The organism is Laspinema sp. D2d (genome assembly GCF_025370755.1).
Classification (GTDB): domain Bacteria; phylum Cyanobacteriota; class Cyanobacteriia; order Cyanobacteriales; family Laspinemataceae; genus Laspinema.
Genome location: NZ_JAMXFC010000007.1, coordinates 57,472 through 81,906, shown reverse-complemented (window position 1 = coordinate 81,906; position 24,435 = coordinate 57,472). Strand labels below are relative to the sequence as shown.

Here is a 24,435-nt window from a genome sequence, read left to right as displayed (position 1 = left end):
CCGAAACGAAAACTAAGGAAAAAAGGTAAATCGTGGATTACCGCCGATTTGGAAAAACCAATCTATTTCTGTCTATTTTTTCCCTGGGAACAATGCGATATTTAGCGTCCCCGGAAAATGCGATCGCCACGGTACAAGCAGCAGTGAAACGGGGAATCAATCATCTTGAAACCGCCCGGGGTTATGGCGACAGTGAAGAATACCTCGGAATCGCCCTGATGGAATTGTTGCAGGGAAACTCTCCAATTCAGCGAGAACAATTGTACATCACCACTAAACTTCCACCTACAGGGAATGCAGAAGAAGTGGAACGGTGCATTGATGAATCATTAGAACGCCTCCAGGTGGATTATTTGGATGGGTTAACCCTTCATGGAATCAATACCCGACAACATTTAGAATGGGTGTTAGATGCCCAAGGGGGAATGCAAGGGATTAACCAAGCCTTACGCGATCGCCGAGTTCGACATCTCGGATTTTCGACTCATGGCAGCTTAGACTTAATTTTAGCCACTATTAACACCGATTTATTTGAATTTATCAATCTGCATTATTACTATTTTTTCCAACGGAATGCGGAGGCAGTTGCCTTAGCTCATCAAAAAGATTTAGGCATTTTTATTATTTCCCCCGCAGACAAAGGGGGAAAACTCCATACCCCACCGGAACAACTCTCCCAACTTTGTCATCCCTTAACCCCCCTCGAATTTAACTATCAGTTCTTGTTAAGTGACCCGCGCATTACCACCTTAAGTTTTGGTGCAGCCAACCCCGAAGAACTTACCCTCCTCGATCGCCTGTCCCTTCTCCAGAACCCCATAAACCAAAACGACAGCACCGCTATCCCCATCCCCCAAGACACTATCAACCGCCTAGAAACCCATGCCACCCAGGTTTTAGGTTCAGACCAATGTAGTCAATGTTATGCCTGTTTACCTTGTCCAGAAACCATTAATATTCCCGAAATTTTACGATTAAGAAATCTCGCCGTTGCCTATGAAATGACCGACTATGGTCAATACCGATATTCCATGTTTGAAAATGCCGGACATTGGTTTCCCGGTATGAAAGGAAATCGCTGTACTAACTGTGGAGATTGTTTACCCCGATGTCCCGAACAACTGAATATCCCAGCACTTTTAGAAGATACACAGGATCGCCTCAAGGGTAAATCCGGTCGGCGGTTATGGGGGTAATCCTATGGAAATCGTTAAACCGGAGAACCAGAAACCGGATTTATCGCTAAAACTGTCTAAAAAACATCCTAAATTTTAGGAATAAATCCGGTTTCTAACTGTTACTGTTTCGTCAGAATAGCAGCGATTTAAAATTAAAATTATGACTTCAGAACGCGCTAAAAATCATCTAATACAAAATCCAGTTGTCTCTAGTCTGTTGTCTCTCTTAACCTGGGAGGGTGCAGGTTTTTACCTCTCTTTTCTCCTACTGGGGTTATTTCCATTTTGGGCGAGGGTTGGGTTAACTCAAACAGCTACCCCGGCATTAGAAGCAGTAGAGGACATGGTACCCCCGGACGATCGCAAACCTCCAGTTTTAGAACTCCAACAGATGCCTCCGGAAAAACCCCCATTACAGTTCCTAACCATCCCCCCAGAAATCGATCCAGCCGAATTTAATATCACTACAAATTACACAATTTCTCAAACTGGAGTGACGGTTCCTTCTTTATGGTGGGTGAACGAACAGTTTGGTTATAGACTGGTAGAAAACTGGTTAGCCTACCCCCAGAATGGAGCAGAGATAGGCACGGTGGATCTGATTGTCAATCGTCAAAGCTGGAGTTTATTGGATTACCTGCAACGCTATGAGTTATTGAATCATTTCGGGCAAGTCGCGAGGGATTATGGGTACAACATTCGAGTATTTACCCGACAACAAAGACTGTTAGGAAGTTATACCTGTACCTCGGAACCGATCGCCTGCAATTTGTGGCTCGATTCCCAAGGATTAGATAGCCCAACGCCCTAAAAATCGGGCTATCTAAATCCTTAACTCAGCCGAATTTCCCGCCAGAGGGCCTCATAAGTTTCCGCAATTTCTGGGGTGAGGGGTTCGATGAATTCGCTATTGGCGATCGCCTCGGCAGAGGGTAAAAGTATTCCATCGGTTTGTAAGGCAATGGGTAACTCTCCTCGGTCCCGATTCAACAACAGGGGAGAAGCAGCTTTACTCAATTGGGAAAGCTGAACTGCCATTTCTGGGTTCCAGCAAAAATTAATCCATTGTCTCGCTAAGGATGAGACAGGGGGTGGGGTTTCTGTGTTAACTGGATTGGGTCCTGCCGGACGCACCCACAATTCTGACCATAACGCTGTTCCCGAGGGAGGAACCACAGCGCGGATTTTAGGATTGCGCTGCATGGTTGCCAGGATATCGGTAGACCATCCTACCGCAACCCAAGTATCCCCAAGGACTAAAGGTTGCAGATAGGCATCGGAACTATAGAGTCTAGCTTGCTGATGGAGGGCGAGGAGTTTATCTTTGAGTTCGGGGAGATCCTCAAGGCGATCGCGATTGTAGGAATGACCCAGGGTTTTAAGGGTTAACCCAATCACTTCCCGGGGACTGTCCAGTAACGAGAGGCGATCGCGCAGTTCCGGACGCCACAAATCACCCCAATCTTGGGGGGTCCAGTCTAAATTTCTAAATTTATCCGCCCGATAGGCGATCACCGTGGTTCCCCAGCGATAGGGTGCGCCCCAAACCTGACCTTTAGGGTCTAGTTTTCCTTCAGCATTTCGTCGGACCAAGGTTTGCCATTGGGAGGGAAGGTTGTCCCATTGGTCCAGAGTGGTGGGGTCCAGGGGGAGAATCAGTTCTTGGGCGATCGCCCGTTCTAACCAGTAATTTCCTAACGTCACCAAATCCGCCACCTTTGAGGATTCAGCATCCCGATTCCTCCCCGGCAGATTCCATCGGGGACCCGAGGTGTTAGAGGGGGGTTTTTTCCACTGTTGCAGGAGTCCAAACAACTCGTCTAACTGCGCCGCCGGGGAAAAGTTTAAAACCGCCCGGTTGTCCAGTTGCTTGCGGAATTCCCCCATTGCTTGGGCGGGAATGGAACTTTTCAACAGCCGAATTTTGAGAGTTTGGCGATCAACAGTCCCACATCCGCTTAATACTTGAGCAAGGGCGAGGCTACTGAGGCTCATTAAAAAAGATCTTCGATTCACGCGCTTAATAATAGAATTTTGTTTAATCACAGCAGTCCCTGGGAAAACTGGGTGACTATCATCGGGTCTAAGGGTTAGAAATTAAACCCTTCTCGTTTCCCGATGCTTTCCTATTTTAGCGGTCAAATCCTATTCCTCGATACGTTTTTCTAAATGCCACCGGCCCTCGGATTTTTGGAAAAAATCGGCAATCAGGGATTTCTCCGTCAATTGGGCTGTCAATTGGGCTAGGTTGAGCGAAGTCATCACGGTTTTACCACCTCCGGGGATGCCTTCAAACCTTATCAATCGGACCTGGAAAGTTGTTGTCAATTTTGTTACTTTTCTTAATATATCTTGACTCCTTGGGAGGGCCATTCAACCCGGGATGGATTCTCAACGGGAGAGCGATTAACCATAAAACTGCCCTTAGTCCTAGGGTGACCCCCGAACTCGATGGGGCATTTTCAAGGGACAGGGTGAAATGAGACTGGGGTAACAAAAGCTAAATTTTCATCCGGTTTTGAGGGAAATATCTTTAAACCTTAAATAATCTAAAAAGAATTCCAAGGTTGGGTCAAACCTTATCTAAGATTGAAGAGAACAAAGCAGCCCTAAAAATAGGGGTCTAAATATGGAATCCTTACAGCACCAAGTGTATGTCTTAAACCATAAAGTTGATGACTTATATCAAACCATCGAACAGCTTAATAGAAAAATCTCCCTGTGTTTGGGACCGCAGAGTTTGAACGTTCCCCCCCCACCCAGCGAGTCCCCCGAAGCCCTCCTGAGAAAGCGGTATGCTTATGCGATCGGGAATTTGCTCTCAAACAACTTAGAAGAGTCGGAAGAGTTAGAACATAAAGATGTACTCAAGGAGAAAAATGACTGCCATGAACCCGAGAAACCCATTCAAAATAATATTGACTCAGAATTAACTCCCGAAATTCAAATCCGGCGATTGACCACCCAATTAACGGCTGCCTACCAACGGATAGCGGAGTTAGAAGAACAGCTGATGGCTAGAAGAGTGCATTCATAGAGCGCAACGAGAGGCGAACGGTTAAAGACTCAGGCGAGCATACCGCATGGTGAGCGCTTCAATGGCTTGTAAGAGTTGAGATTGATTCCAGTTTTGGTAAAGATGTGCAGCGATCGCACAACCTCCAGCACCCACCCCTTCTTTGACGAATCCGCGCTCATAAGCACAGAGTTGAGGATAACGAGAATCGGTAAAACTGAGTTGAGTTGCTAATAAAGGGATAGGGCCAACCGCTTGAGCGAGTCCTACTGTGTCCCCAGTTGGGTCTTCAGTAACCCAGCGGGTAGTGCCAACCACGATGCGATCGTTATTCCAGGGGAGAGCATGATAAGAGGCCACCGCCCGAATTAAAGCATAAACCGCCAGCATTTGCGTGCCACCCGCCAACAGGACACCACAGAGACGACTGGCGGCGATCGCCATGCCTGCGGCTACCGCTTGCATAGGGTCTCCCACCGCTGCGATCGTCCTCAAAGGGTCTAATTCAGAACCCGTAATTTCCGTACCAACCGATTTAAAAGGGCTCCGATTTCGGTGCGCCTCTGCCAAACCCGCCTGTACCAAGGCCAACTTTTGCTGATGATTACACAGGGGATGAGAACTGTTGACCTTGCCGTTTGCATCAATCCCTAAATCCATCAATACCGAGAGAGCGGTTGTGGTCCCCCCAACAACACATTCCCCCAAAATTAGATAGCCCTCTGGATGCTCCTGAGCGAGTTTTTGGCCCCAATAGAGTCCCGCTTCAAATAACTGTTGAACCGTTGCCAGTTCCAAAGCTTCGCCGGTACTCAGACAGCGTGCGGGAGTCCCTCCTAGGTCTACTGCTGGGATTGCTGGGGGATGGGGTAAACCGGCATTAAAGACCGTCAGGGGGATGTTTTGGGCTTCTAAGACTGCACGAGAAATCAGGACCGGCGAGGCTCCAGCTTGGAGAGGCGGGAGGGGATATTGGGGATGGGGACGGGGACCGGAGTAGAGAAATTCCGCATCGGCGATCGCAGTATATTGGCGATCGCGCGGCGTCGCACCGGCAGCGGAAATCCCCGGAATTAACCCGGTTTCAGTAAAGCCGAGAATGCAGGCAAAGTGGGGTTGCTGTCCGCGATAGCGATCGAGCCACTGTTGTCCCTGTTCAAGCTGAGTGTAAATTCGGATCACGAGAGGCTGAGTGGGGAAGACTTCAGGGATGGGGGTGGGGTGGACTGGGAATGTAGGGGTTCAAGATAGCCCCACCCTTGAGGGACTCTGTGGGGTTGGGTGGACTTATTCTTCATCCAATAAAACTTGTACCCAATGTGGTGGGGGTGGAATGGGATTTCCAATCTTTTCTAGGAGGAGAGAGGCGGCTAAATGTACGGCAAATAGGTAGATCAGATTCTGAACCCAGACTAAAATTGCGGCTAAGGCTTGAATGACATAGAGACTGGGTTGAACGAGCAATCCCATCCGCAGAAAGAGCCAGTCCGCAATCTCGGTCATTTGAATCGTTAAATACACCCAAAGGTCTTCTCCGACGAGAATTCCTAACAGCCACAGGCGAAAGAAGAAGCCAAAAGCCCCGAGGAGAGAACCCAAAAAGATCGCAACTTCCCAACTGGCGCGACGCTTCCAGAGACAACCAAGCAAAACCCCCAGAAGACCAAACGGGACCACGAAGAGAATGCTGCGCGTGGGTCCCATGAGTACCGAGAGTAACAAACCGGAGACAACCGCACCCATCCAAGCAGCGCGATTCCCCCACCGGAGGTAAACGAGGGCGATGGGGACCGGAAAAAAAATCCGCAACACGGGACCGAGGGGAAAGTAATAATTGATCAGCCAAATCAAGCTGGCGGTACTGGCAAAAAAGGCGGTTTCGACCAGGATTAAGGCATTATTGGGGAGCCTGCCTAGGGCAACGGAGGGAGCAGAAATGCTGGGAGGGGCGGAAGGTTCTCGAAGATCCCCATTTAGGGAGTCTGGGACCGCAGAGGAATCGGGAGGAACGAGGGGTTCTGAATTGCGATCGGCATTCGGAGACTGGGAAGAGGAATTCGGGTTACTGTCTGAAAAATCAACCATCAAATTGTGTCCAATCAGTTAACCGTTAACGATTTAGGGTGAAGCGTTAACGGTTGTATTTGGGTCTGGGGCATGGGGTCAAGAGGGCGATCGCCCCTTTGGAAAGTCCAAGGCGATCGCGCTTCAGGGTCCTAAACCATGAGCCGTTCCAGAGCATTGACATCTGGGATACAGAGGATCTCGCGATCGCGCTTAATCAAACCCTTCTTCTCTAGTTTACTTAATACGCGAGTGACCGTTTCACGAGCCAATCCACTCAGACTACTTAATTCCCGATGGGGTAAATTAGGAATTTCGATCCCTTCAGGAGATTCTTTTCCTTGTCCCTCAGCTAAAAATAAGATAATATCTGCCACCCGAGAGGTACTATCGGATTCTCGCAACCGTAATCGACGGTTGACTTGGCGTAGGCGTCGTGCCATGAGCTGGGCTAACCGAATTCCAGCTAAAGGTTCAGTATGAATTAACTGCACAAAATCCTGGGCGGGGAGATTGCCAATCGTCGTAGGGGCGAGGGTAATCACATCAGTCGATCTCGGCACTTCATCCAAGGCAGCCATTTCGCCAAAGATTTCACCGGATCCTAAAATATTGAGAGTGACTTCCTTGCCATCAAGGTTATAGGTGCGAATTTTAACCCATCCCTCTAATAAAAAATAAACAGAACTTCCCCAGTCATTTTCCAACAAAATGACTTGATTGGGGGGATGGGTTCGGCTCACAATATGCGCCGTTGCCCGTTCTACAACTGACTCCGGTAATCCATTAAAAAACGGCGTTGCGCGAATTAATTCTTCAACGTTGGGTACAGAATCGCGAGAGGTAAATCTTTCATCCATTAGGCCATCCTCTTATAAACGCGCCAGGGGTAAATCGATGTTTTTCATAAATCGGGTTGTATTGAACCAAGAGATGACCGATTACATTCTTTTAGGGACTCTTTTAGGGACTTGCTACAGATAGCCCAGACAGTTGGCATCGACTGGATACTGTCCGAAACAATATTTAGAGACAACATAAAAACATAAACCAATTTGTACTTTTAGGAGTTTAGAAGTTTAGGGGTTGGCTGTTGTTGTCAATGGACAAGGGAGGAGAACCCGTGCCTTTTCCTGCTGAAATCATGCGGCACCCTGGGAGAAACCGCCACCGATATTGCACCGATGTTGCACAGAGAGTAGACCAGATGTTTTCTTCCCCTAATTTATCGCCTCTGGCTCACTGGCTTGGACAAGGGTCTGATTCCTGAAGTCCTTGTACCGGGTCAGGTTGGGTCCTCAAAGGACCATCGGGGTTCAGAACTGGAAAATTAAGAGGGCGATCGCCGGGTCTCTTCCGATTAGTGTACTCACTACTTTAACTATATCTGGATTGGGGGCCTGCACCACAGGAATTTTAAGCCCTTTCCTAGGGTGATTCGGCACAGTTTTATCTCCCACCCGCCTCCCTGACTCAGAAATGACGAAGGTAGGCATCCCAAATTTAAGAACCCTGGTTTTAAGGTCCCCAGATACCCATTGAGCCAGACTCGACTAGAAACATCGTTTTTTAATAAAATCCCAGAAAACACTTAGCCATAATAACCTATTCGCGAGGCTGACCCCACAGACCCTTGACAATATCCCTGGGGGGTCTGCGTTTTACCCTCCCTCGCTTTCAGGACTGACCCACCCCAACCCAAAAACCGGGTTTCTCTATCCCTATTTTTGCTCAAGCCCTGACCCTTTTCTGAGAAAAGTGGTTTTAACCGTGAATCCTGCTAAGGTTAGCCCTTCCCTAGGTCCGGTTTAGTCAGGTATTTATAATAAAATGAGGTTAGGGCATTCTGATAAAAGGTGGCAGGAATCTGGAACAGTGTTTTTGACTGTTTCTTCGGGCTTCTATCCAGAATTAAGTTATCCTCCCATCCCGAATCTGCCATCGGCTAACTCCTACCCTAGGGCAGTTGTCCGTAAAGCCTCCACAAACCAATCCATTCAACGGCAACCGTTGGCAATCAAGCCTAATCGTTTTCTTGTTTGAGGATGTCCGTACAATCTGAGGAAACCCCACCCGGTTGGTGACAAACTATTGGCTTTTGAAAGCACCTAAATCTGGGCCAAAAACCTGGTTTTTTGTCCCGGGGATCTCAAACTGTACCCCGGCGGGCTGTAGTAGCAATAACCCTAATCAATCGCCCTAGCCCAGATTCGAGGTATATCCATTGGAATCGTCGGAAAATGAATCAAAAAATTGCCTCGGTCCAAGCTACGATACGTTAAAAGTACCAGTATTTTTGGGGCAGAGGGGAAGTCTGTGCTGTTCTTATCGCCAGAGGTTCTATGGTGAGTTCTAATCGGGATCAACTACAAGCACTGATTGCAGATATTGATGGAATTCTGCGAAAAATGAACTCCCGCCTCGCGTGGTGGAGTTCAGGAGAGACTCGCCGGGTTTTGGAGCGAGTTCGTCTTTATCTGGATTCCCAGTTGGCCTCCGAGGGCAGCCTAGGGGTGGCGGTGAGTACCCTGCCGCCTTATGCGATCGCCCCAGGATCCATGAGCGAAGCGGCTGAAGCTCAAGCGGTTTTACAAGCGCTGATGCAAGATTTGAGCGGGTTACGGACTAACCTGATGCAGCCCTTACAGGAAGAAATCGCTACGTTACGGCAAGAGCGGTATTCTTTGATGGAAGAAGTCCGGCAGTTGGAGCAAAGACAACAGCATTACCAGACTCTAGCAGGACAACAGGCTCATCAACAGCAAGCGATCGCCGACTTTCTCCAAGCTTTACTCGGACCTCTGCAAGACCGCCTCACCCAGCAGGTTTCTCAGGCGATCGGACAGATAGAAACCCAACTCTTAACGGAGGGTACGAGCGATCGCCTGGAACAAAGCGCTCTCGAATCTAAGTTCCGCGAAGATCTCAACGCCTTTACTACAGCCCAGAATTCGGGTCTGTTATCCCCGGAAGCCCGATTAGAACAGTTGCAGCGCTTACAGGGGGAATCCGATCGCCTCTTGATGTCTCTCGACTCTACTCTACGGGTTGTCTTTGAAGCCCTGGAACGCAATGTCAACAGTTACAATGACTCCCTGGTTCAAGGCTTAGATAAGATGCATCGCCTCGGACAACAAGGGGAACTGATGTTTAGCGCCTTGGTCAATCACTTGGCCCAGCTTTTAGGTCAAGAGACTTCTTCCTATTTAAAATCATCCCTGCGACTACTTTCTACCACTCAAGCGGCGATCGCCAAAGAGCTGGATTCCCCCCCCAAATCCGACCCCGAACCCTCTACCCTAGACTCTGCGGGCGATCGCCTCGAATCTCCACCCACTCCCCCGAACCCTCCAAAAACTGCTCCGGGTCCCTCTCTCCAACCGGAACCCGAGGCTGAATCTCTCCCCCAAAAGCGCCCCAAAATGCCCCAAGTTTCTGCGCCGGTATCAGGGTCTCAACTCTCTTTGGAAGAACACCCTGAACCGCTTACTTTTCCCTTTGCTGGAGCCGAATTAACCCCGCAAATGGAGGCAGCGGAGGATGAAATAACCGAGGCATCTCCGAATTTGGATAAGGCAATGGAGACAGCGCCTCAAACCCTCCCCAAAACGCGGGCGCAACTGTCGCAAGACAACTTTGAACTGGCTGCACAATGGGCTCAGATTGCTGAAGGGGAGGAGTTGTCCGAGGCGATCGCCCCGGAAAATAGCCTGATTTCTCCCTCAGAACTAGACTTCGAGGACTTACCTGAATTAGGTTTGGAGGGGTGGGTAACAACGGAGGATGACTTGCCGGAAAATTGGGAGTTATCCGAGGGTTTAGATCGGGAAGAAAATCTCCCTCCCCCTTCCCCATTTGTCCCGGAGTCAACCGGGGATGAGGATTTATTCGCCCTGAGTGCAGAACCCAACAGTAGTGAGACTCAGGAGACTTCCCCCTATGGCGAGGATGACTTATTTGGGGACTTGGAGAGTCGCACGGATGCCCCAGGAATGGGGGGTGAGTATTCAGAAGAATATATGGATGAGTTTCTCTTTGGCGATCGCCTAGAGTCCCTACTTACGGAGTCAGACGATTCCGCTTCAATTCCAGAAGAAATCACCAAAGCGCGATCGGCTTCAGAACCCAACGCCCCACCCCCACCCCAGAAGAGCGCACCCCCCAAAGAACCGAAACCCCCAGCAACCCCAACTGAGGAACCCACAGACGATTTATTTGCTGATTTTGAGACGGTTTCCAAGGCAACCGCAGTCTCCCCAGAACCCGCAGCGTTGCCCGATCAAGAACCGGAAATGGTGGAGGATACCGCCGATTCCTTGATGGAGGATTGGCTTCCGGAATTTGAAGAGGTGGCGATCGCCTCGGACCTCGATTTAGCGGGAGACTGGGAAGAAAGCAGCTATATTCCGGCTTCTCCCCAAGAAGATTTACTCCCAGATGAGGACTTAGAAGAGGACCTCGACAATCTCTGGCTGAGTAATACTGGCATCAAACGCTTAGATGAAGACCTTTCCAAATTAGAGGAAGCAAAAACCAAGGGCGCAAGTCAGGACCCCTCGAACTGGCAAGGGACCGAGTTAAGCGCCGAACAATGGCTGGAGGACCTCGCCGCTGAACCCCCGTTATCCGAGGCAGTCAGCTTAGAGGAGTTGGATGGAACCCTGCCTTGGGAAGAAAGCGGAGAGGCTTCTTTAGATGATTTTATGGGTGAATTGGACCCAACCTCCCAACCCGGGGAGCCTCAAAACCCCTCCCCTGATAGGGTAGGGGTTTGGGGAGAGGTTTCTTTCCCGGATTCGTCAACAGACCCCTTATCTTTAGATGCCGATGGAGGAGAGTTCCTCCTAGAGGCAGGGGACCGGGACCAGAAGGCGATCGGACTTGAAGCAGACTTGACCCCAGGGATAAAACGCCCTTCCCCGCCCGAAACCGGTCGGAAACCGCCGGGAAAACCGCCCGGAAAAGCAGCTCAACCTTCTAAACCTCAGTCAAACTCCCTCAACTCCCAAAAAACTGGCTCTAAACCGACCGCTGGTTCTTCTAGTCCTAATGGGGAACGTAAACCCGAGGCAACGGGGCGATCAAATAATGTTTTGCCCACCTTAGATGATATTTTTGCCGAACTGATGGCAACGAATCCGCCTCCCGTGGTCAAAGTCACAGCGGAGGAAGATGTCAACCATGAGACAGTAGAAGACTTTTTCGCTAACTTCATGGATGATGAGGAGGGGGTCACGGCACCACCCGATCCCGAACCTGAGCCAGATGCCCCACAGGTCCCCATTTCCCCGGATGATGACCTCGCCAATCCCACCCTGGATAATTTCTTTGAAAGTTGGTCCGATGCTCCAAATGTCTCTAAATAGACCCCTTGGATGCGGAACATTAACCTCAGCAAAACTGTTGGAGTAGGCACTTAATGCGGCTACTCCAATAGTTCATAACGGCCCCGAATTGTTATTTTTTATTAGACTTTTGGTCCAAATCTAATGCTTCCTCTTGGCAAGAGGGAGATAGAGAGGGTCTCTTCACAACAGATCTATTCATCGCACGGTTAAGCTAGAATAAGATTTAATCCAACGTCAAGCAATTGCCTCATTATATATGTCTAATAGACTTGAGCGTTTTAGAAAAGAAATGGCTGCTTTTGAGGGGTCGGCAGATCCAGCGCGATCGGTCGAACGGGGTCACTATGTACCCCATCCGAAAAAATCCCTAGCAGACACGATCGCCGGACGAATCGCGATTCGCCCTTCTTCTACCCATTTGTTAATTGGTGGGATTGGTTCAGGGAAAACAACGGAACTATTAATTGCTCGCGATCGCATTAACGAATTAGAAGATACCTACGCTCATTATTTGGATGTCAGCTTAGAAGCCGATATTTCTCAGATGAAGCCCGGAGTGCTACTGGCAATGGCTGCGGTGGCTATATCTGAACTTGTCTCCGATCAGGACCACGAAAATATGGGTGAATTTATAGAAACCATTGGCCAATTAGCATACGGTTATAACCAGAGAGTTTTTAGGTATGGTGAGGATGATTATGACTCTGATCCTATGTTTAAGTTTGTAGAACATAAAGGAATTATTCCAATCGGACCAAAAGTACCTAAAGAAATTCAAAAATTACTAGCAGCCATAAATTCGATAAAACAAGCTTTATCCAAAAAGTATGGTACAATCGTGCTATTATTGGATGGATTAGATCGCCTTTATGAAGATAAACTTTTTTTGGAACTTATTCAAGATGTAAAAATCTTATCAGAACTGGGAATAGGAGTAGTTTTAATTGGCCCAATACAGGCGGCTTACAGCCAATATAAAAACCGTTTTGAGAGTTCAGTTAACTCCTTTTCTTATCAACCCTGTTTTGATGTTGCCAAGGACCTAGATGCTCGAGATTTCTTTGCCAATATTCTGGCCGTTCGTGCATCTAAAGGGTTTCTGGATCAATCCTCAGTAGATCGCTTGATTCTTTATTCCGGGGGAATGTTGCGGGATTTGATGAACCTCACTCAATCTGCGATTGAGGAAGCCTATTTATCCGGTACCGATAATTTGAACGAAGCTCATGTTGAGGCGGCTGCTCAGTCATTTGGCCGAGCTAAAGTCTTTGGAATCTCTGATGAATCGCTGGATACCCTGGAGCGAGTTTCAAAAGAAGGCAAATTTATTCCAAGAACCGAGGAAGATATTAGATTATTGGTCGAAGGAAAGATTTTAGAGTACAGATATCCAGAACTGCGCCACGCCGTTCATCCCGCTCTTTCACCTTTAATCACCAAAAGTAAAGTATAGAATTAGTTTTGATGGCAAAATCAGTATCGGGTAATGAAATTGCGTCAGTTTCTCTGGATGAGTTTTTGCAGAGAGTTAGATCCCAGCCTGAAAGTAATATTTGGTCGATTCTTGTTGTGACGCCTTCAAACGTTGATGAAGTTCTGGAAGATCTACAATCGGGTATTGAAATTTTGGCGGAGTGCGAAGTCGAGAGCATTTCTGGGGAGGGTGGAGTGAGCGCAGTCTTTGAGCGCATTCATAACTCAGGGGCTGATTATCTACTGCTGTGGAATTTGGAAACTTGGAACCCTAACGATTGGCGTCATCTGGACAGTCTTAGAAGTCGGTTAAACCGCCAAGGGCGAGGAGGAGTGGTCATTTTATCTTCGCAATCTCTTCGGGCGATCGGGACCAATGCTCCCAATTTTTTTAGTTGGTTGAGTCCTAGAGTTTATGCATTAAATCAAGGTGCAGACTGGCTCACCGATGACGAAAGAGAAGCGAGATTATCTGCACTGCGAGAATGGTCCGGACAGTCGGATGCCGAAGTGATTGCCCTTGCAGAAGCTAAAGAATTACCCACAGAACCTGAATATGGCGAATGGCTTGTTCTTCTAGATCGGGAGGATCTCATTGAACGGTAACAGTGGATGGGAAAAAATGGGGCCGGTGATTCAGGATAGACTCTGGGAGGCTACCCCAAAAACTGATATTGAAAGTGCTATAATCTTTAAGAGGAAAATATTTAAAACCCTGAATACCGCCTCAGATGAACAGATTTTAAAAACAAAACCTCATGAAATTCACAAGTTACTAAAAATGGAAAAATCCGGGAAGCATGGTAAGGAAGTCTTTTCGATTATGGGCGGGCCTAAAAACTTAAAGCGCCGTCAAGACCTTCCTCATTTTGAAAGAGCCGATCGCTGTTGGTTTGATTTTGCCATTCTCATCGACGAAAATCCCAACCAAGCCCAAGTTCTGGGATTTAACTTTGAAATTCGCTTTCCTGAAGATTTTACTGTTAAATTTCTCCGTTTTGACCTCAATCCACCCGGTCATGATAATGATAAGGGAGGAATCAGATTTCATCTTCATCCCGGACATGAGAATTTGAGGATTCCTAGCCCTCCCCTGTGTCCCTTAGAAATTTTGCATCTGTTTTTGTATGGGTTATCCATTCCCGATCGCCCTCGTTCTATCTAGCGAAAAATCAAGGAACAGTCTGACGCCAGCATAGGCCCCTTATCATCATCATCGGGGTGCTGTAGAATAATTCAGAGGTTCGAGAGGATCGAGCCATCCGAACCGAACCCGAAACCCAGACGGGGTAAAGGCTAAGTCTCAAAACCTAGTCTCGGAATTGCAGATCCGTCAGCAGGCTCAAAAATGCCCCACCTGAGTTTTTCCGGGGAAGACCTGCGCGTTTAGGATAGTAAACGGTTAAACTCATTTTGGTACGGCAACCAGCTAAGGGGGGAACAGAAGAATGGCAGTGCCAAACGGATCAGCAGGGTTCTGGTATTTGGGAATTGATCTGGGGACGACTCACCTTTCGGCAGCTTTGTTCGATCGCCTCACCTGTCAGCTATATCCGCTCTATTGGTATCCTCTGGGTTCTCCGGGTTCTGACCCAACGTTTCGGTTGCCTTCTCAAGTTTATCTCCGGTCCCAGGGATGGTGGTTGCATCCGTTTAAACCGCTGTTGTTGCCGGGGATTGCGGGAACGAAAGTGAAGGACAATCCTTGGGACCGAGGAATGCACCCGACGGTTGTCCCCCTGGAGTTGCTGAATCGTAAGCGGGCAAAACGCGAGGTGGTGTTACGATCGCATGGACGGTCCCTCGGATTAAGCGACTTGCTGGATGCGTTGAGTGGGCTGTTGGCAACGATCGCCGCTGCTGGGGTGGCTCCAGTAGCCCAGGGGGATGGGTTGCCGGTGGTGGAAGTGGCATCAGGTTCGGGGCGATCGCTCCGGTTGCCCTCTGCTTCTTCTCCTCGCAGTCACGCCGTTGCTACGGTGTCATCAGCCCTAACGATGGCGACACCTTCTGCGTCGATTGGGGGTGCTGCCGGGTTAGAACCGGATCGGTTTCCCCAGGCGATCGCTCAGTTGCGCGGGGTCATTGTGAGTTTTCCCGGTAGTTGGCCGGATAGTTATTGTTTTAATATTCGGGAATCTATCTTAAGTGCGAAACTAATCAAAGACCCGTCCCAAGTGCTATTTGTGGAAAATGCGATCGCCGCATGGCTCTCGGTGCTTCCGGGAGTCGGTGGGGAACGGGTGACGATTCCTTCGGTTTTATCTCGACATTTTCACCCCCAAGAAGGACCGGGAGCCAGTTGGCACCGCTCTCGGGCGGTGGGTACGCGCTATGGATTGGCGATCGATTCCGGTGCGACGATGACGGAGTTGGCGTTGGTTGCTGTACCCGAAAATTTGGAAGAACTCAGTGAGTCTCACTTCAAAACTCGCCATTTTCCTTATGCGGGTCAAGGGTTAGATCAAGATATAATTTGTCAGTTATTTTGGACTGAGGTAGCCCGTCGGGAAAATTGGGGATATTGGTATCTGGGGTGCGATTTGGAATTACCCCGTCCAGGAGAACCGGATGGGGTGCGGCGAATGCAGTTCCAGCAGCGATTACTTGAACATCCCGCCGGACGAGAATTGTTAGCGGCAGCGGAAGAGGTGAAGTTGGCGCTGCAAGAGCGAGATGTATATCCAGTGACGGTGGGTGAGTTTCGCTGGACGATCGCGCACCGGGAGTTACAAAGCTTAGTGGTTGAGCCGTTTCTCAATTTTTTGAATCAAGCACTGAATGGGTTGTTGATTGAAACAGGTTTATCGGCGATCGCCATTGAACGCGCAGTCTGTACCGGGGGGACGGCGCAATCCCCCTCGTTAAAAGGTTGGATGCGGCAAAAACTCCCGAATGCGACGTTAATTGCCGATCCACCCCGGGGAAATCGGGGGTCGGGTTCGAGTCGAATTGCCTTCGGGTTGGCGGCGTTGCCTTTATATCCTCGGGTTCTGGACTTGAATCGGCAGCAGTATGGGGATTATTTTTTACTGGCGGAGTTATTACGCGCCATTGAGGACGACTGTCCCCGTTCCTTGCGGGAAATTGTGGCATTGGTGGAACGTCGCGGGATTCATGGGCGATCGCTGGGTAGTCGGATTCAAGGGTTCCTGGAGGGGGTTTTACCTCCGGGGTTGAGTGCAACGGGGAACAGTGTAGTCCCCATGCCTGAACTGGCAACGACGACGGAATATCCTCTCACATCGGATATCCCGCTGTTTGAGCCGGTTGAGGGTACTTATCGGGTGAATCTTGAACAGTCTCGGCGGTTGTTACAATATTTGGAGGCGATCGCCACAACCACTCATCAACAGTTTGAAGACCCCCTACTCCTTTATTTAAGTGAGTTTTTAACTCCTCCACGCCATCATTCAGAAAATTTTTCTCGATAATGAGTGAGAAATGTATTAAAAAATACAGAAAAAAGTGATTTTATCGGATATGTGGCCTAACCTAGGACTCAGACATAGCAGCGTTGTCCAAGTTCAAGGGAGCGATCGCTAAAGAGTGGGGTTGCGCCAGTTGACTTTAAAGGTCTAGGATGTCTAGGAAGCACTTCAGACCGTCAAAAAGCAGGCTCCATGTGTTGCTCAAGACTCGGACTTCATTTTAAACAACATGAAAACTTTACAAAACAGACTAACATTTCAAAGTTTAAGTAAATACTAGGGGATAGCTGTACCGAATTCCCAAAAAATTGAGTAGAGTCGGTTAAAGAATCAGGATAACCACCCCAAACCCAACGGGAGACTCTCGTGTTAACTGCTCATACTCATAAAATTGATATATCTATTCCCTTTACACTTAATCCCGCCACTAGCTCCACTATTGAAGCGACTTATTCTGATCCAACGATTCGGCAAGAAGGTCATCCTTCCCTGGACAGTAAAACCAAGCGTCTCATTGATATAGTTGGAGCATTAGTCGGGTTAGCAATTACGGCAGTAATTGCTATTCCCCTGGTGATCGCTATGCAGTTAGACAATCCAGGACCCCTACTTTATAGCCAAATCCGCTGTGGCTACAAGGGCCGTCATTTTCGGATGTGGAAATTCCGCTCAATGGTCGTTAATGCTGAACATCTCCAGCATTTGGTTAAAAACGAAGTTAAAGGACATCTATTTAAAAACGAAAATGACCCTCGCATCACCCGAGTTGGCCGGTTTCTCCGTCGTACAAGTCTGGATGAACTGCCTCAATTTTGGAACGTTCTGCGCGGGGAAATGAGTTTAGTTGGCACTCGTCCACCGACTCCAAAAGAAGTGGAGGACTACCAACCCCACCATTTAGACCGTTTGAACGTTAAACCGGGTCTAACGGGAGAATGGCAAACTCATGGACGCTCTAGCATTAAAGATTTTGAACAAGTGATTCACCTGGATTTGGAGTATCAGCGCAAGTGGTCGATTCTTTATGACCTCCTCCTAATTTTGAAAACCTTCCAGGTCATTTTTAACCAAAAAGGAGCCTGCTAAACGCAGTTTCCGAGGACAGGACAAAACATTCTGAGTCAAATTATGTTAACCTAGGGCCAATCCTTCGGTCGGCCCTAGGTTTTTTTTATTCTGTTCTCGTGAGCCATTTATGACGCTCTCAACTTGGATTACTTTCTCCCGTTTATTGGGGGTGCCTTTTCTACTGTATTTCCTGTCAGACCCTACGCCGAGGTTGCGATGGATCTCCGTGGTGATTTTTTTGGTGGCGGCAGGAACGGATTGGTTGGATGGCTATTTAGCTCGAAAACTGGATCAAGTGACGGAGTTGGGGAAGTTTCTCGATCCGTTAGTGGATAAGTTATTGGTTTTGGCTCCCTTGATGTCCCTGGTAGAACTGGGACAGTTGCCTGCTTGGGGGGTCTTTTTGATTTTGTTTAGGGAATTGGCGATCGCCGGATGGCGCATCAATCCCGCTTTAACGGGTAATGCGGCGATCGCCGGTGCCAATCTGTGGGGAAAGTTAAAAACCGTCAGTCAAATCCTGGCGATCGCGCTGTTGATTGCGCCTCTGCCTGGGGAATGGTCGGCGATCGCCCTCGTTGCCTTCTGGATTTCTGTGGCCCTAACCTGGATTTCTGGTGTGATTTACCTCTGGCCTCAACGGAGTGACTCTTAATCCTTAATCAAGGTTTAATTCTGCTGAATTTTCTTCCTATAGATATAGATCCAGTGAGCCAAAATGGAACAAGACCTGCCCTAATTCCATCACTCTGTTCAACTCTATTCCAATGAGTGCAGGGTACTCAAGACCTGAGTCATTGAATAGAGAAACGATCTATCGATAGAGGGATTAGCTTTATTTTGATCATCGCTAAACTAGGGAATAAATTCAGACCCACAAAGGGGAGTTCGATATTTTATTCCCATCGAATGACCCACATTTCGGGCAATGGCATATCACAACAACCCTTCAACGTTGCTCCCCCACAGGGGATGCTATTGAGGATAGGCAGGGGACTGTGCTTTTGGAGGTGTGCTGTGTCATCGATTTCTAAACCTCTGAACATAGACTTGACAGTTTCCCAAAATAAAGTTTAACCTGTACTGGTTGAGCGCGTTAAAAAGGCAACCTATATAAGCTGGTATCTTGTGTTGTTTGGGTATTCCATTCGCTTCTTTGAGGGTAGGCTCGTTTGCGTGATTCCCCACGTCTGGGAAGTTGACCCCATTAAGCTCACTATGCCCTACAAGCGCCGATTTCCACTTGTACTACAGCAGCAGATAGTTTTCATCTGTTAGTAATCCTGTTTTTTAGGGCTGTCCTAAGTTTGCCGCACCCCAGAGTTGAGACCGAACTCAACACCGCAACCTGTGACGGGTCTAGCTTTGTCAAGCCTGAACCCCCCTGACACAGTACAAGCAAGAGTGATAATGGAGACCTTTTAAATGTTAAAACGACTTTTAACCGCGAGTTCCGTACTGGTATTGCTGCTGATCGGAATGATACCTGCTGCTTACGCACAAACCCAGGAAAGCTCGCAACAGAGTCCCATAGAAGTTATGGATCGAGTTCAAATTAGTGATGAGGAACTCGATAACTTTTCTCGGGCTATCTTTCAAATGTTGACCATTGAACAACAGTTTCAAGAAAACATATTGCAAATCATCGAACGGCAAGGGTTTAGTCAAGAACGGTTTGCAGAGATTTATCAAGCGAACGTTCAAGGACAAGGAAATCCTGATGCTCAAGCTAATCTAAATATTTCTCCAGAAGAACAAGAAAAATTTGTTCAAGTCATGGAAGAAGGAAAGCAAATTCAAGAAGAGTCTCAGGAGAAACAAGAGCAAGCGATCGCTAGTCTCGGACTCGATCTCAATCGCTTGAATGAAATTGGGGCTGTTATTGAACAAAATCCACAACTTCAACAACAAGTCAGAACCCGATTGGAAGAACTCATGGGTGAATAAAATGCTCGGCGGATATGACTGAGATTCGATTAAGAATTCAGGAATAGAGGTGTATTTCTTACACCTCTATTTTTATGACTGTTCCTGTTCCCAGAACTTCATAGAAAATCCGATTTTGAAACGCCTATAAAACCCCGCACCTTCAAGGGTGGCAGCTCATCAGACGAAGCCAGCGGGCGCGGCGTCAGAGAGAAAACCGACTTTTAATAACCGGATTTGGTATCAGTTCTACGAACGTTACTCAGCTAACCGCCTAACGTTGTTAGGAGTTGCTTAAGAAACTCCTAATTAACTGAGGGTTTTGATAATTTCATCATCTACAGAAAAATCGATTTCTGCTTGGTCTGAATGGGTTGCCAAATAGTCATTTTGAAAAGAATCTTTTAACCCAGATACTAGGTCAAATTTGGGTTGCCAGTTCAGGTCTTTCATGGCTTTATTGACGTCGGCGAAGAAGTGTTGGACTCGCATGGGAAACGCTTTACGTTTGCCAAAATCAAATTGTTTAGGGTCATAATGGATGAGTTTGACCTCGGATTTTCCGGCGGCTTCTGCACAGGCGCGGGCTAATCCATCAAAGGTGACATATCGATCGCCGGAAATATTATAAATCTGCCCGATCGCAGTTTCATTACCGAGGACTGCTGCCATTGCGTTGGCTAAATCATAACAGTGTCCGAGTTGGGTGATATGAAATCCATTTCCCGGAATCGGGATGGGGCGATCGCGCACAATCCGATCAAAAAACCACCCTTCTAACGGATTATAATTCTGGGGTCCATAAATATAGGTGGGACGAATTGAGGTAAACGGTAATCCCTGCTGGGCTAGATAGGTTTCCGTATCGTTTTTACCTTTATGCCGACTCTTCGGGTCAACGGCATCTCCTTCTCGATGAGGCATTTGGTCAGACTTGAGATAGACCCCGGCGGAACTCATATATACAAAATGTTTAACTTTGCCGTTAAACAAATCAGCCAGGGGTTTGGTATCGCTGAGTTCTCGTCCGTTATTGTCGAAAATGGCATCAAATTGTTCGGAGGCGAGTTTCTCTTTGAGTTGAGATTCATCGGTGCGATCGCCGTGAATTTGTTCAACTCCCTCCACGGGGGCGGGTTTATTACCCCGATTGAAAAGAACGACGGAATGCCCTTGTTCAACTAAAATTTTAGTGAGATAAACCCCGATAAACCGGGTCCCGCCCATCATTAATATCCGCATGATTGTTACTCTTTTTTGTTGTCAAGGCTTATTGTACCGTAGAAGGCGACTGACCTTTTTGTTAGGCAGATCGTTCTACAATCCCAAAAGGGTAACGGCAATATTCCCAGAAAAGCAGACATCGACATCGGTACCGGGGGTGCGATCGCGCAACCCATAAACCCCCTCATAATAGTAATACTCGTCTTCGATGCGATATTTAACCGGCAAGGGTTGCGTTGAGGGTTGACAAAATACAATTTTCGGGTCCGGTTCGTCAGGTTCGAGAAAGGGTAGATTCACGTTCCAAAAAGTACCCGGTTCAAGAGGGCGATCAAATAATTCCTGCAAGACAGCGATCGCTAATTGGGTCGTCCGTTCCCACTCTACCAAACGTCCGCCTTTGCGATATTGAGAAATAGCGACGGCGGGAATGCCGTGGATGGCAGCTTCGCGGACGGCAGCAACGGTTCCAGAGAGGTAAACATCAATGCCGAGATTCCCGCCGTTGTTGATACCCGAAAGGACCCAAGCGGCATCGGGACAGAGACAAGAGAGGGCGATGCGAGTGCAATCGGCAGGGGTTCCGCCGATCGCATATTCGGTTGGGGACCGGCGATCAACGTGAATGGGGCGATCGGTAATCACCTGATGACCACATCCCGATAATCCCTCTCGGGGTGCCACCATCACGGTTTTATGATCACCCACGGCATTCAGAAGGGCTTGAATACCAGGGGCGTCTATTCCATCGTCGTTGGTTAAAATCAGGGTCATTAATTTTGTCCTCGGGTTCGTTTCCTTCGCGGCGATCGCCATCAACTTTCCAGGATACCTGCAATTGCAGCCAACGGTGTTTATGCTCAAGTTTAAGGTGCCAGTCTTATGGGTTTATCCCATGAAAATCAGTACCCTCCAGGCTAGAACCCAGGTTTCTTTCCAAAGGGATACCCCCATGAGTAACCCTTTTGCTGTAAAAATCCCCTTGCTGGTCCAATTACTTAATAGATACTCGGATGCCCTAGGCTGAAAAGTTTCGGTCCAATTAACCCATTTTGTGTTCTATTTAGCGGCGATTAGATGCAAAAAAGGGATAAACTTAATAAGCTAACTTTAATCACTTTTTTTGAAGTCTTCTAATATTCTTTTCCATTCATTCCAGGCCCCACCATCAGTGTTGACAAATATGCCATCTGCTCAAACTCTCCTCAGCCAGCTCCCGTATTTGAGTGATGAGACTCTAAAACGCGACTATCTCAACCATTTGCAATGGACGGATTCTATTGCGAATATGCTGGCAAAGGTTACCGATCGCACGGAAGCCATTCGGATGGTGAAATTAGGGTTTGAAATTGATTTAAAACTGGGGACAAAACTAGCGGGTTCGGTTAAAACCCCATTTCAGGATGAAGGATTAGAATTACTCGATCGCCAGGTTTTACCACCTAAGCTCAAGATTCGACTGTTTGGAATCAGTGGGTCTAATTATGCTATCCCTTATTTAGAACAAGCTTTAAATGATCCCGATTATCGGATCAGAGAAAATGCGGTGGAAGCATTAGGGGCGATCGCCTCCTTAGCAGTGGTATTTCCCCTGATTCAAGGGATGAATGATAAAATGCCCAGCATTCGTCAAAAATCCGCAGAAATCCTAGGGAATTTGGGGTATAGTACCGGAATTGATGCGCTGATTTTAGCCTTAGAAGACTCGGATCGCACGGTGCCCTTAAGTGCGGCAGAAGCACTGGGAAAAATTGCCACGCCGGTGGCGATTACTGCACTTAAACGAGTATTTTCTAATCAAGATTATTCGCCCACTTGGTGGAGTGTGGCGATCGCCTTGGGGAAACTAGGCGATCGGCCCGCCATTGATACCATTTTGGCGGCTTTAAATCATTCGGTTACGAATACTCGGATTGCGGCAGCGGATGCTTTAGGAGAAATTGGCAATGAAGAAACCATTACGGCATTGCTCAATACATTAGGCGACTCCCATGAATTTGTTCGCACTCGCGCCGCCTATGGTTTAGCTAAAATTGCTCAGGATTCAGTCATTGAACAAGTGATTTTGGCGTTACATAATCCCCGATATTTAGTCCGAGAAAGTGCGGCGATCGCCCTGGGAGAAATTGGTACAACTGCGGCAGAAAATGCCCTCACTACCGCCTTAACCGACCCCAATGAATGGGTAAAACTCCGCGCCCAACAAGGGTTAGATCGAATCCGAGCGGCCATGATTGCTCCCGCCTGTGGGAATGACCAAAACTCAGCGATCGAGCTATCTAAACCCTTAAATGAAATCCTCGAAAATCTGTCCGATAATTCAAGCTTTGTTCGGGAAAAAGCGGCTAAAATTCTCGGTCAAATTGGCTCCGATCGCGCCGTAGAATCTTTGCTGAATGTCGCTTTAATTGATAATACTTATTCCGTGCGCAAAACCGCCATCGAAGCATTAGGAAATCTCGGGACTTCTATCGCCGTTGATGCTTTACTTTATACCTTAAAAGAAGGAAATAGTTTAGTGCGACAACAGGTAGCGGAAGTGTTAGCCCAGGTGGGTGATGTAGAAATTTTGCCTCTACTATGGGAGGATTTATTTACGAATGGAGATTTATATTTACTGGAGGCGATCGCCTCTATTCAATGCCGCTGTGGGTATTACAGTCCCTTGGGTTTTTAAGACGATTCCACTTAAAATCAGGCCGACTTTCATCCGGGACAAAAGGGGCGCACAAGGGCGTGCGCCATAGCGGAAAAGAAACTCAGCCTGGACTTACGCCTTGCCTCCATAGGCATTAGGATCAGAACAGGACTGGCTTTTACCCTCTGTGGAGTTACAGGACAAAATTTGCGTAACTCTAGTCAGGGATTGGAAACAGACTTATAACCCAGTATAGTTGCGCAGGGCCGTGTGAGTTTTTAACCCCACAACACCATCAGCTTCTAAACCGTAATCTTGTTGGAACTGTTTGATAGCCGCTTCAGTTGCTTCATTAAAAACACCATCCATTTTCTGATAATCGAAGTATTTTAATGAGCTTAACTGCCGTTGGACTCTTAAAACCGTTCCGCCACTGCTTCCAAGTCGGACTGTTGGCTGACTGGTTGGTTCTGGAGTTTGAGGATAGTCTTTTTCAAGGGCAGCTTTCGTTTCAGGACCAACAATTCCATCAGGAGTTAAACCGTTTTTTGCTTGAAACTCCATGACGGCGTGTTTAGTCAAGTCGCCATAGTAACCCGATTTTTCAGGGGTAAAATAGCCCAGTTCCTGCAAACGATATTGCAGTTGGGTAATTTCTGAACCGGCATCTCCAGGACGAATCAATGCAACTGCGGGAGAACCCATCGCCAGGAAAGAGGTGACAGCACTCAGCGCAAGTGCTCCGATCCGGTTTCCCCAGCCTTTTTTAGGCCAGTTTACCTGGACTGAGGGGATTTCTAAAGGTTCATTATAGGCTTCAGCAAGATGGATGTATGCAAGAGACTCCATTGCGTTAACTCCTCGGGTAGATCTACCAAGATTTTAATCGCGATCGCCCCCTTTTGGGATCCCGTAGGTTGAAAATTTTTCTTAAGGGGATGGGGGATGGGGGATGGGGGAGATGGGGGAGATGGGGAGGATGGGGAGGATGGGGAGGAGGAGAAGGATTTCTTTGTGTGGTTGCGGTGAGTTACGCACATTGGCGGCTTAAACACTTAGTACAAACATA

20 protein-coding genes are annotated in these 24,435 nt (G+C 47.9%); 12 read left to right on the top strand and 8 right to left on the bottom strand.

Going from position 1 to position 24,435, the window contains the following annotated elements; genetic code table 11:
- Positions 1-32: 32 nt before the first annotated feature.
- Positions 33-1,196: an aldo/keto reductase gene (locus tag NG796_RS07095; protein ID WP_261205203.1), complete on the top strand. Its 1,164-nt coding sequence runs from the start codon at positions 33-35 to the stop codon at positions 1,194-1,196.
- A gap of 142 nt (positions 1,197-1,338) precedes the next feature.
- Positions 1,339-1,989 carry a hypothetical protein gene (locus NG796_RS07090; RefSeq protein ID WP_261205202.1) on the top strand — a complete coding sequence of 217 codons (651 nt, stop codon included), beginning with the start codon at positions 1,339-1,341 and terminating at the stop codon, positions 1,987-1,989.
- A gap of 20 nt (positions 1,990-2,009) precedes the next feature.
- On the opposite strand, the gene NG796_RS07085 is transcribed toward NG796_RS07090, so the two are convergent.
- Together NG796_RS07085 and NG796_RS07080 are read right to left on the bottom strand one after the other, a co-directional pair.
- Positions 2,010-3,173, bottom strand: coding sequence for an extracellular solute-binding protein (locus tag NG796_RS07085; protein WP_261205201.1), 1,164 nt, complete (start codon positions 3,171-3,173; stop codon positions 2,010-2,012).
- A gap of 150 nt (positions 3,174-3,323) precedes the next feature.
- Complete coding sequence (locus tag NG796_RS07080; RefSeq protein WP_261205200.1) at positions 3,324-3,506, bottom strand: hypothetical protein; 183 nt, start codon at positions 3,504-3,506, stop codon at positions 3,324-3,326.
- Positions 3,507-3,807: 301 nt separating this feature from the next.
- On the opposite strand from NG796_RS07080, the gene NG796_RS07075 reads away from it, so the two are divergent.
- Positions 3,808-4,215: a hypothetical protein gene (locus NG796_RS07075; protein WP_261205199.1), complete on the top strand. Its 408-nt coding sequence runs from the start codon at positions 3,808-3,810 to the stop codon at positions 4,213-4,215.
- A 21-nt stretch (positions 4,216-4,236) separates the two neighbouring features.
- Here NG796_RS07075 and cobT read toward each other — a convergent pair whose 3' ends face one another.
- From cobT to NG796_RS07060, 3 genes are all read right to left on the bottom strand, one after another.
- Positions 4,237-5,376: a nicotinate mononucleotide-dependent phosphoribosyltransferase CobT gene (gene cobT, locus NG796_RS07070; RefSeq protein WP_261205198.1), complete on the bottom strand. Its 1,140-nt coding sequence runs from the start codon at positions 5,374-5,376 to the stop codon at positions 4,237-4,239.
- 105 nt (positions 5,377-5,481) lie between these two features.
- Entirely contained in the window at positions 5,482-6,279 is a 798-nt protein-coding gene (locus NG796_RS07065; protein ID WP_261205197.1) for a DUF2232 domain-containing protein, read from the bottom strand.
- Positions 6,280-6,410: 131 nt separating this feature from the next.
- Positions 6,411-7,118 (bottom strand): Crp/Fnr family transcriptional regulator, encoded by a 708-nt coding sequence (locus tag NG796_RS07060; RefSeq protein WP_261205196.1) that lies wholly within the window; start codon positions 7,116-7,118, stop codon positions 6,411-6,413.
- Between the two features lie 1,482 nt (positions 7,119-8,600).
- On the opposite strand from NG796_RS07060, the gene NG796_RS07055 reads away from it, so the two are divergent.
- The 8 genes from NG796_RS07055 to NG796_RS07020 all read left to right on the top strand — a co-directional run bounded on the left by NG796_RS07055 (position 8,601) and on the right by NG796_RS07020 (position 19,525).
- Entirely contained in the window at positions 8,601-11,624 is a 3,024-nt protein-coding gene (locus NG796_RS07055) for a hypothetical protein (RefSeq protein ID WP_261205195.1), read from the top strand.
- Positions 11,625-11,862: 238 nt separating this feature from the next.
- Positions 11,863-13,059 carry a hypothetical protein gene (locus tag NG796_RS07050; protein ID WP_261205194.1) on the top strand — a complete coding sequence of 399 codons (1,197 nt, stop codon included), beginning with the start codon at positions 11,863-11,865 and terminating at the stop codon, positions 13,057-13,059.
- Between the two features lie 11 nt (positions 13,060-13,070).
- Complete coding sequence (locus NG796_RS07045; RefSeq protein ID WP_261205193.1) at positions 13,071-13,685, top strand: hypothetical protein; 615 nt, start codon at positions 13,071-13,073, stop codon at positions 13,683-13,685.
- Positions 13,675-14,244, top strand: coding sequence for a hypothetical protein (locus tag NG796_RS07040; RefSeq protein ID WP_261205192.1), 570 nt, complete (start codon positions 13,675-13,677; stop codon positions 14,242-14,244). The genes NG796_RS07045 and NG796_RS07040 overlap by 11 nt, the downstream gene beginning before the upstream one ends.
- A gap of 283 nt (positions 14,245-14,527) precedes the next feature.
- Positions 14,528-16,513 carry a hypothetical protein gene (locus NG796_RS07035; RefSeq protein WP_261205191.1) on the top strand — a complete coding sequence of 662 codons (1,986 nt, stop codon included), beginning with the start codon at positions 14,528-14,530 and terminating at the stop codon, positions 16,511-16,513.
- Positions 16,514-16,876: 363 nt separating this feature from the next.
- A complete protein-coding gene (locus tag NG796_RS07030) occupies positions 16,877-17,596 on the top strand; it encodes a sugar transferase (RefSeq protein WP_317619283.1) in 720 nt (239 codons plus the stop codon).
- A gap of 109 nt (positions 17,597-17,705) precedes the next feature.
- Positions 17,706-18,233 carry a CDP-diacylglycerol--glycerol-3-phosphate 3-phosphatidyltransferase gene (gene pgsA / locus NG796_RS07025; protein ID WP_261205190.1) on the top strand — a complete coding sequence of 176 codons (528 nt, stop codon included), beginning with the start codon at positions 17,706-17,708 and terminating at the stop codon, positions 18,231-18,233.
- Between the two features lie 770 nt (positions 18,234-19,003).
- On the top strand, positions 19,004-19,525 hold the full coding sequence (locus NG796_RS07020) for a DUF4168 domain-containing protein (protein ID WP_261205189.1): 522 nt from the start codon (positions 19,004-19,006) through the stop codon (positions 19,523-19,525).
- Positions 19,526-19,813: 288 nt separating this feature from the next.
- Here the strand turns inward: NG796_RS07020 and NG796_RS07015 are convergent, their stop codons facing one another.
- Both NG796_RS07015 and surE read right to left on the bottom strand, forming a co-directional pair.
- Positions 19,814-20,746 carry an NAD-dependent epimerase/dehydratase family protein gene (locus NG796_RS07015; protein ID WP_261205188.1) on the bottom strand — a complete coding sequence of 311 codons (933 nt, stop codon included), beginning with the start codon at positions 20,744-20,746 and terminating at the stop codon, positions 19,814-19,816.
- 75 nt (positions 20,747-20,821) lie between these two features.
- Positions 20,822-21,502, bottom strand: coding sequence for a 5'/3'-nucleotidase SurE (gene surE, locus NG796_RS07010; RefSeq protein WP_261205187.1), 681 nt, complete (start codon positions 21,500-21,502; stop codon positions 20,822-20,824).
- Positions 21,503-21,911: 409 nt separating this feature from the next.
- Here surE and NG796_RS07005 point away from each other — a divergent pair, with 409 nt between their 5' ends.
- A complete protein-coding gene (locus NG796_RS07005; protein WP_261205186.1) occupies positions 21,912-23,405 on the top strand; it encodes a HEAT repeat domain-containing protein in 1,494 nt (497 codons plus the stop codon).
- Positions 23,406-23,606: 201 nt separating this feature from the next.
- Here NG796_RS07005 and NG796_RS07000 read toward each other — a convergent pair whose 3' ends face one another.
- The gene (locus NG796_RS07000) at positions 23,607-24,215 is read right to left on the bottom strand and encodes a peptidoglycan-binding domain-containing protein (RefSeq protein WP_261205185.1); all 609 of its coding nucleotides are present in this window, start codon (positions 24,213-24,215) and stop codon (positions 23,607-23,609) included.
- Positions 24,216-24,435 lie beyond the last annotated feature (220 nt).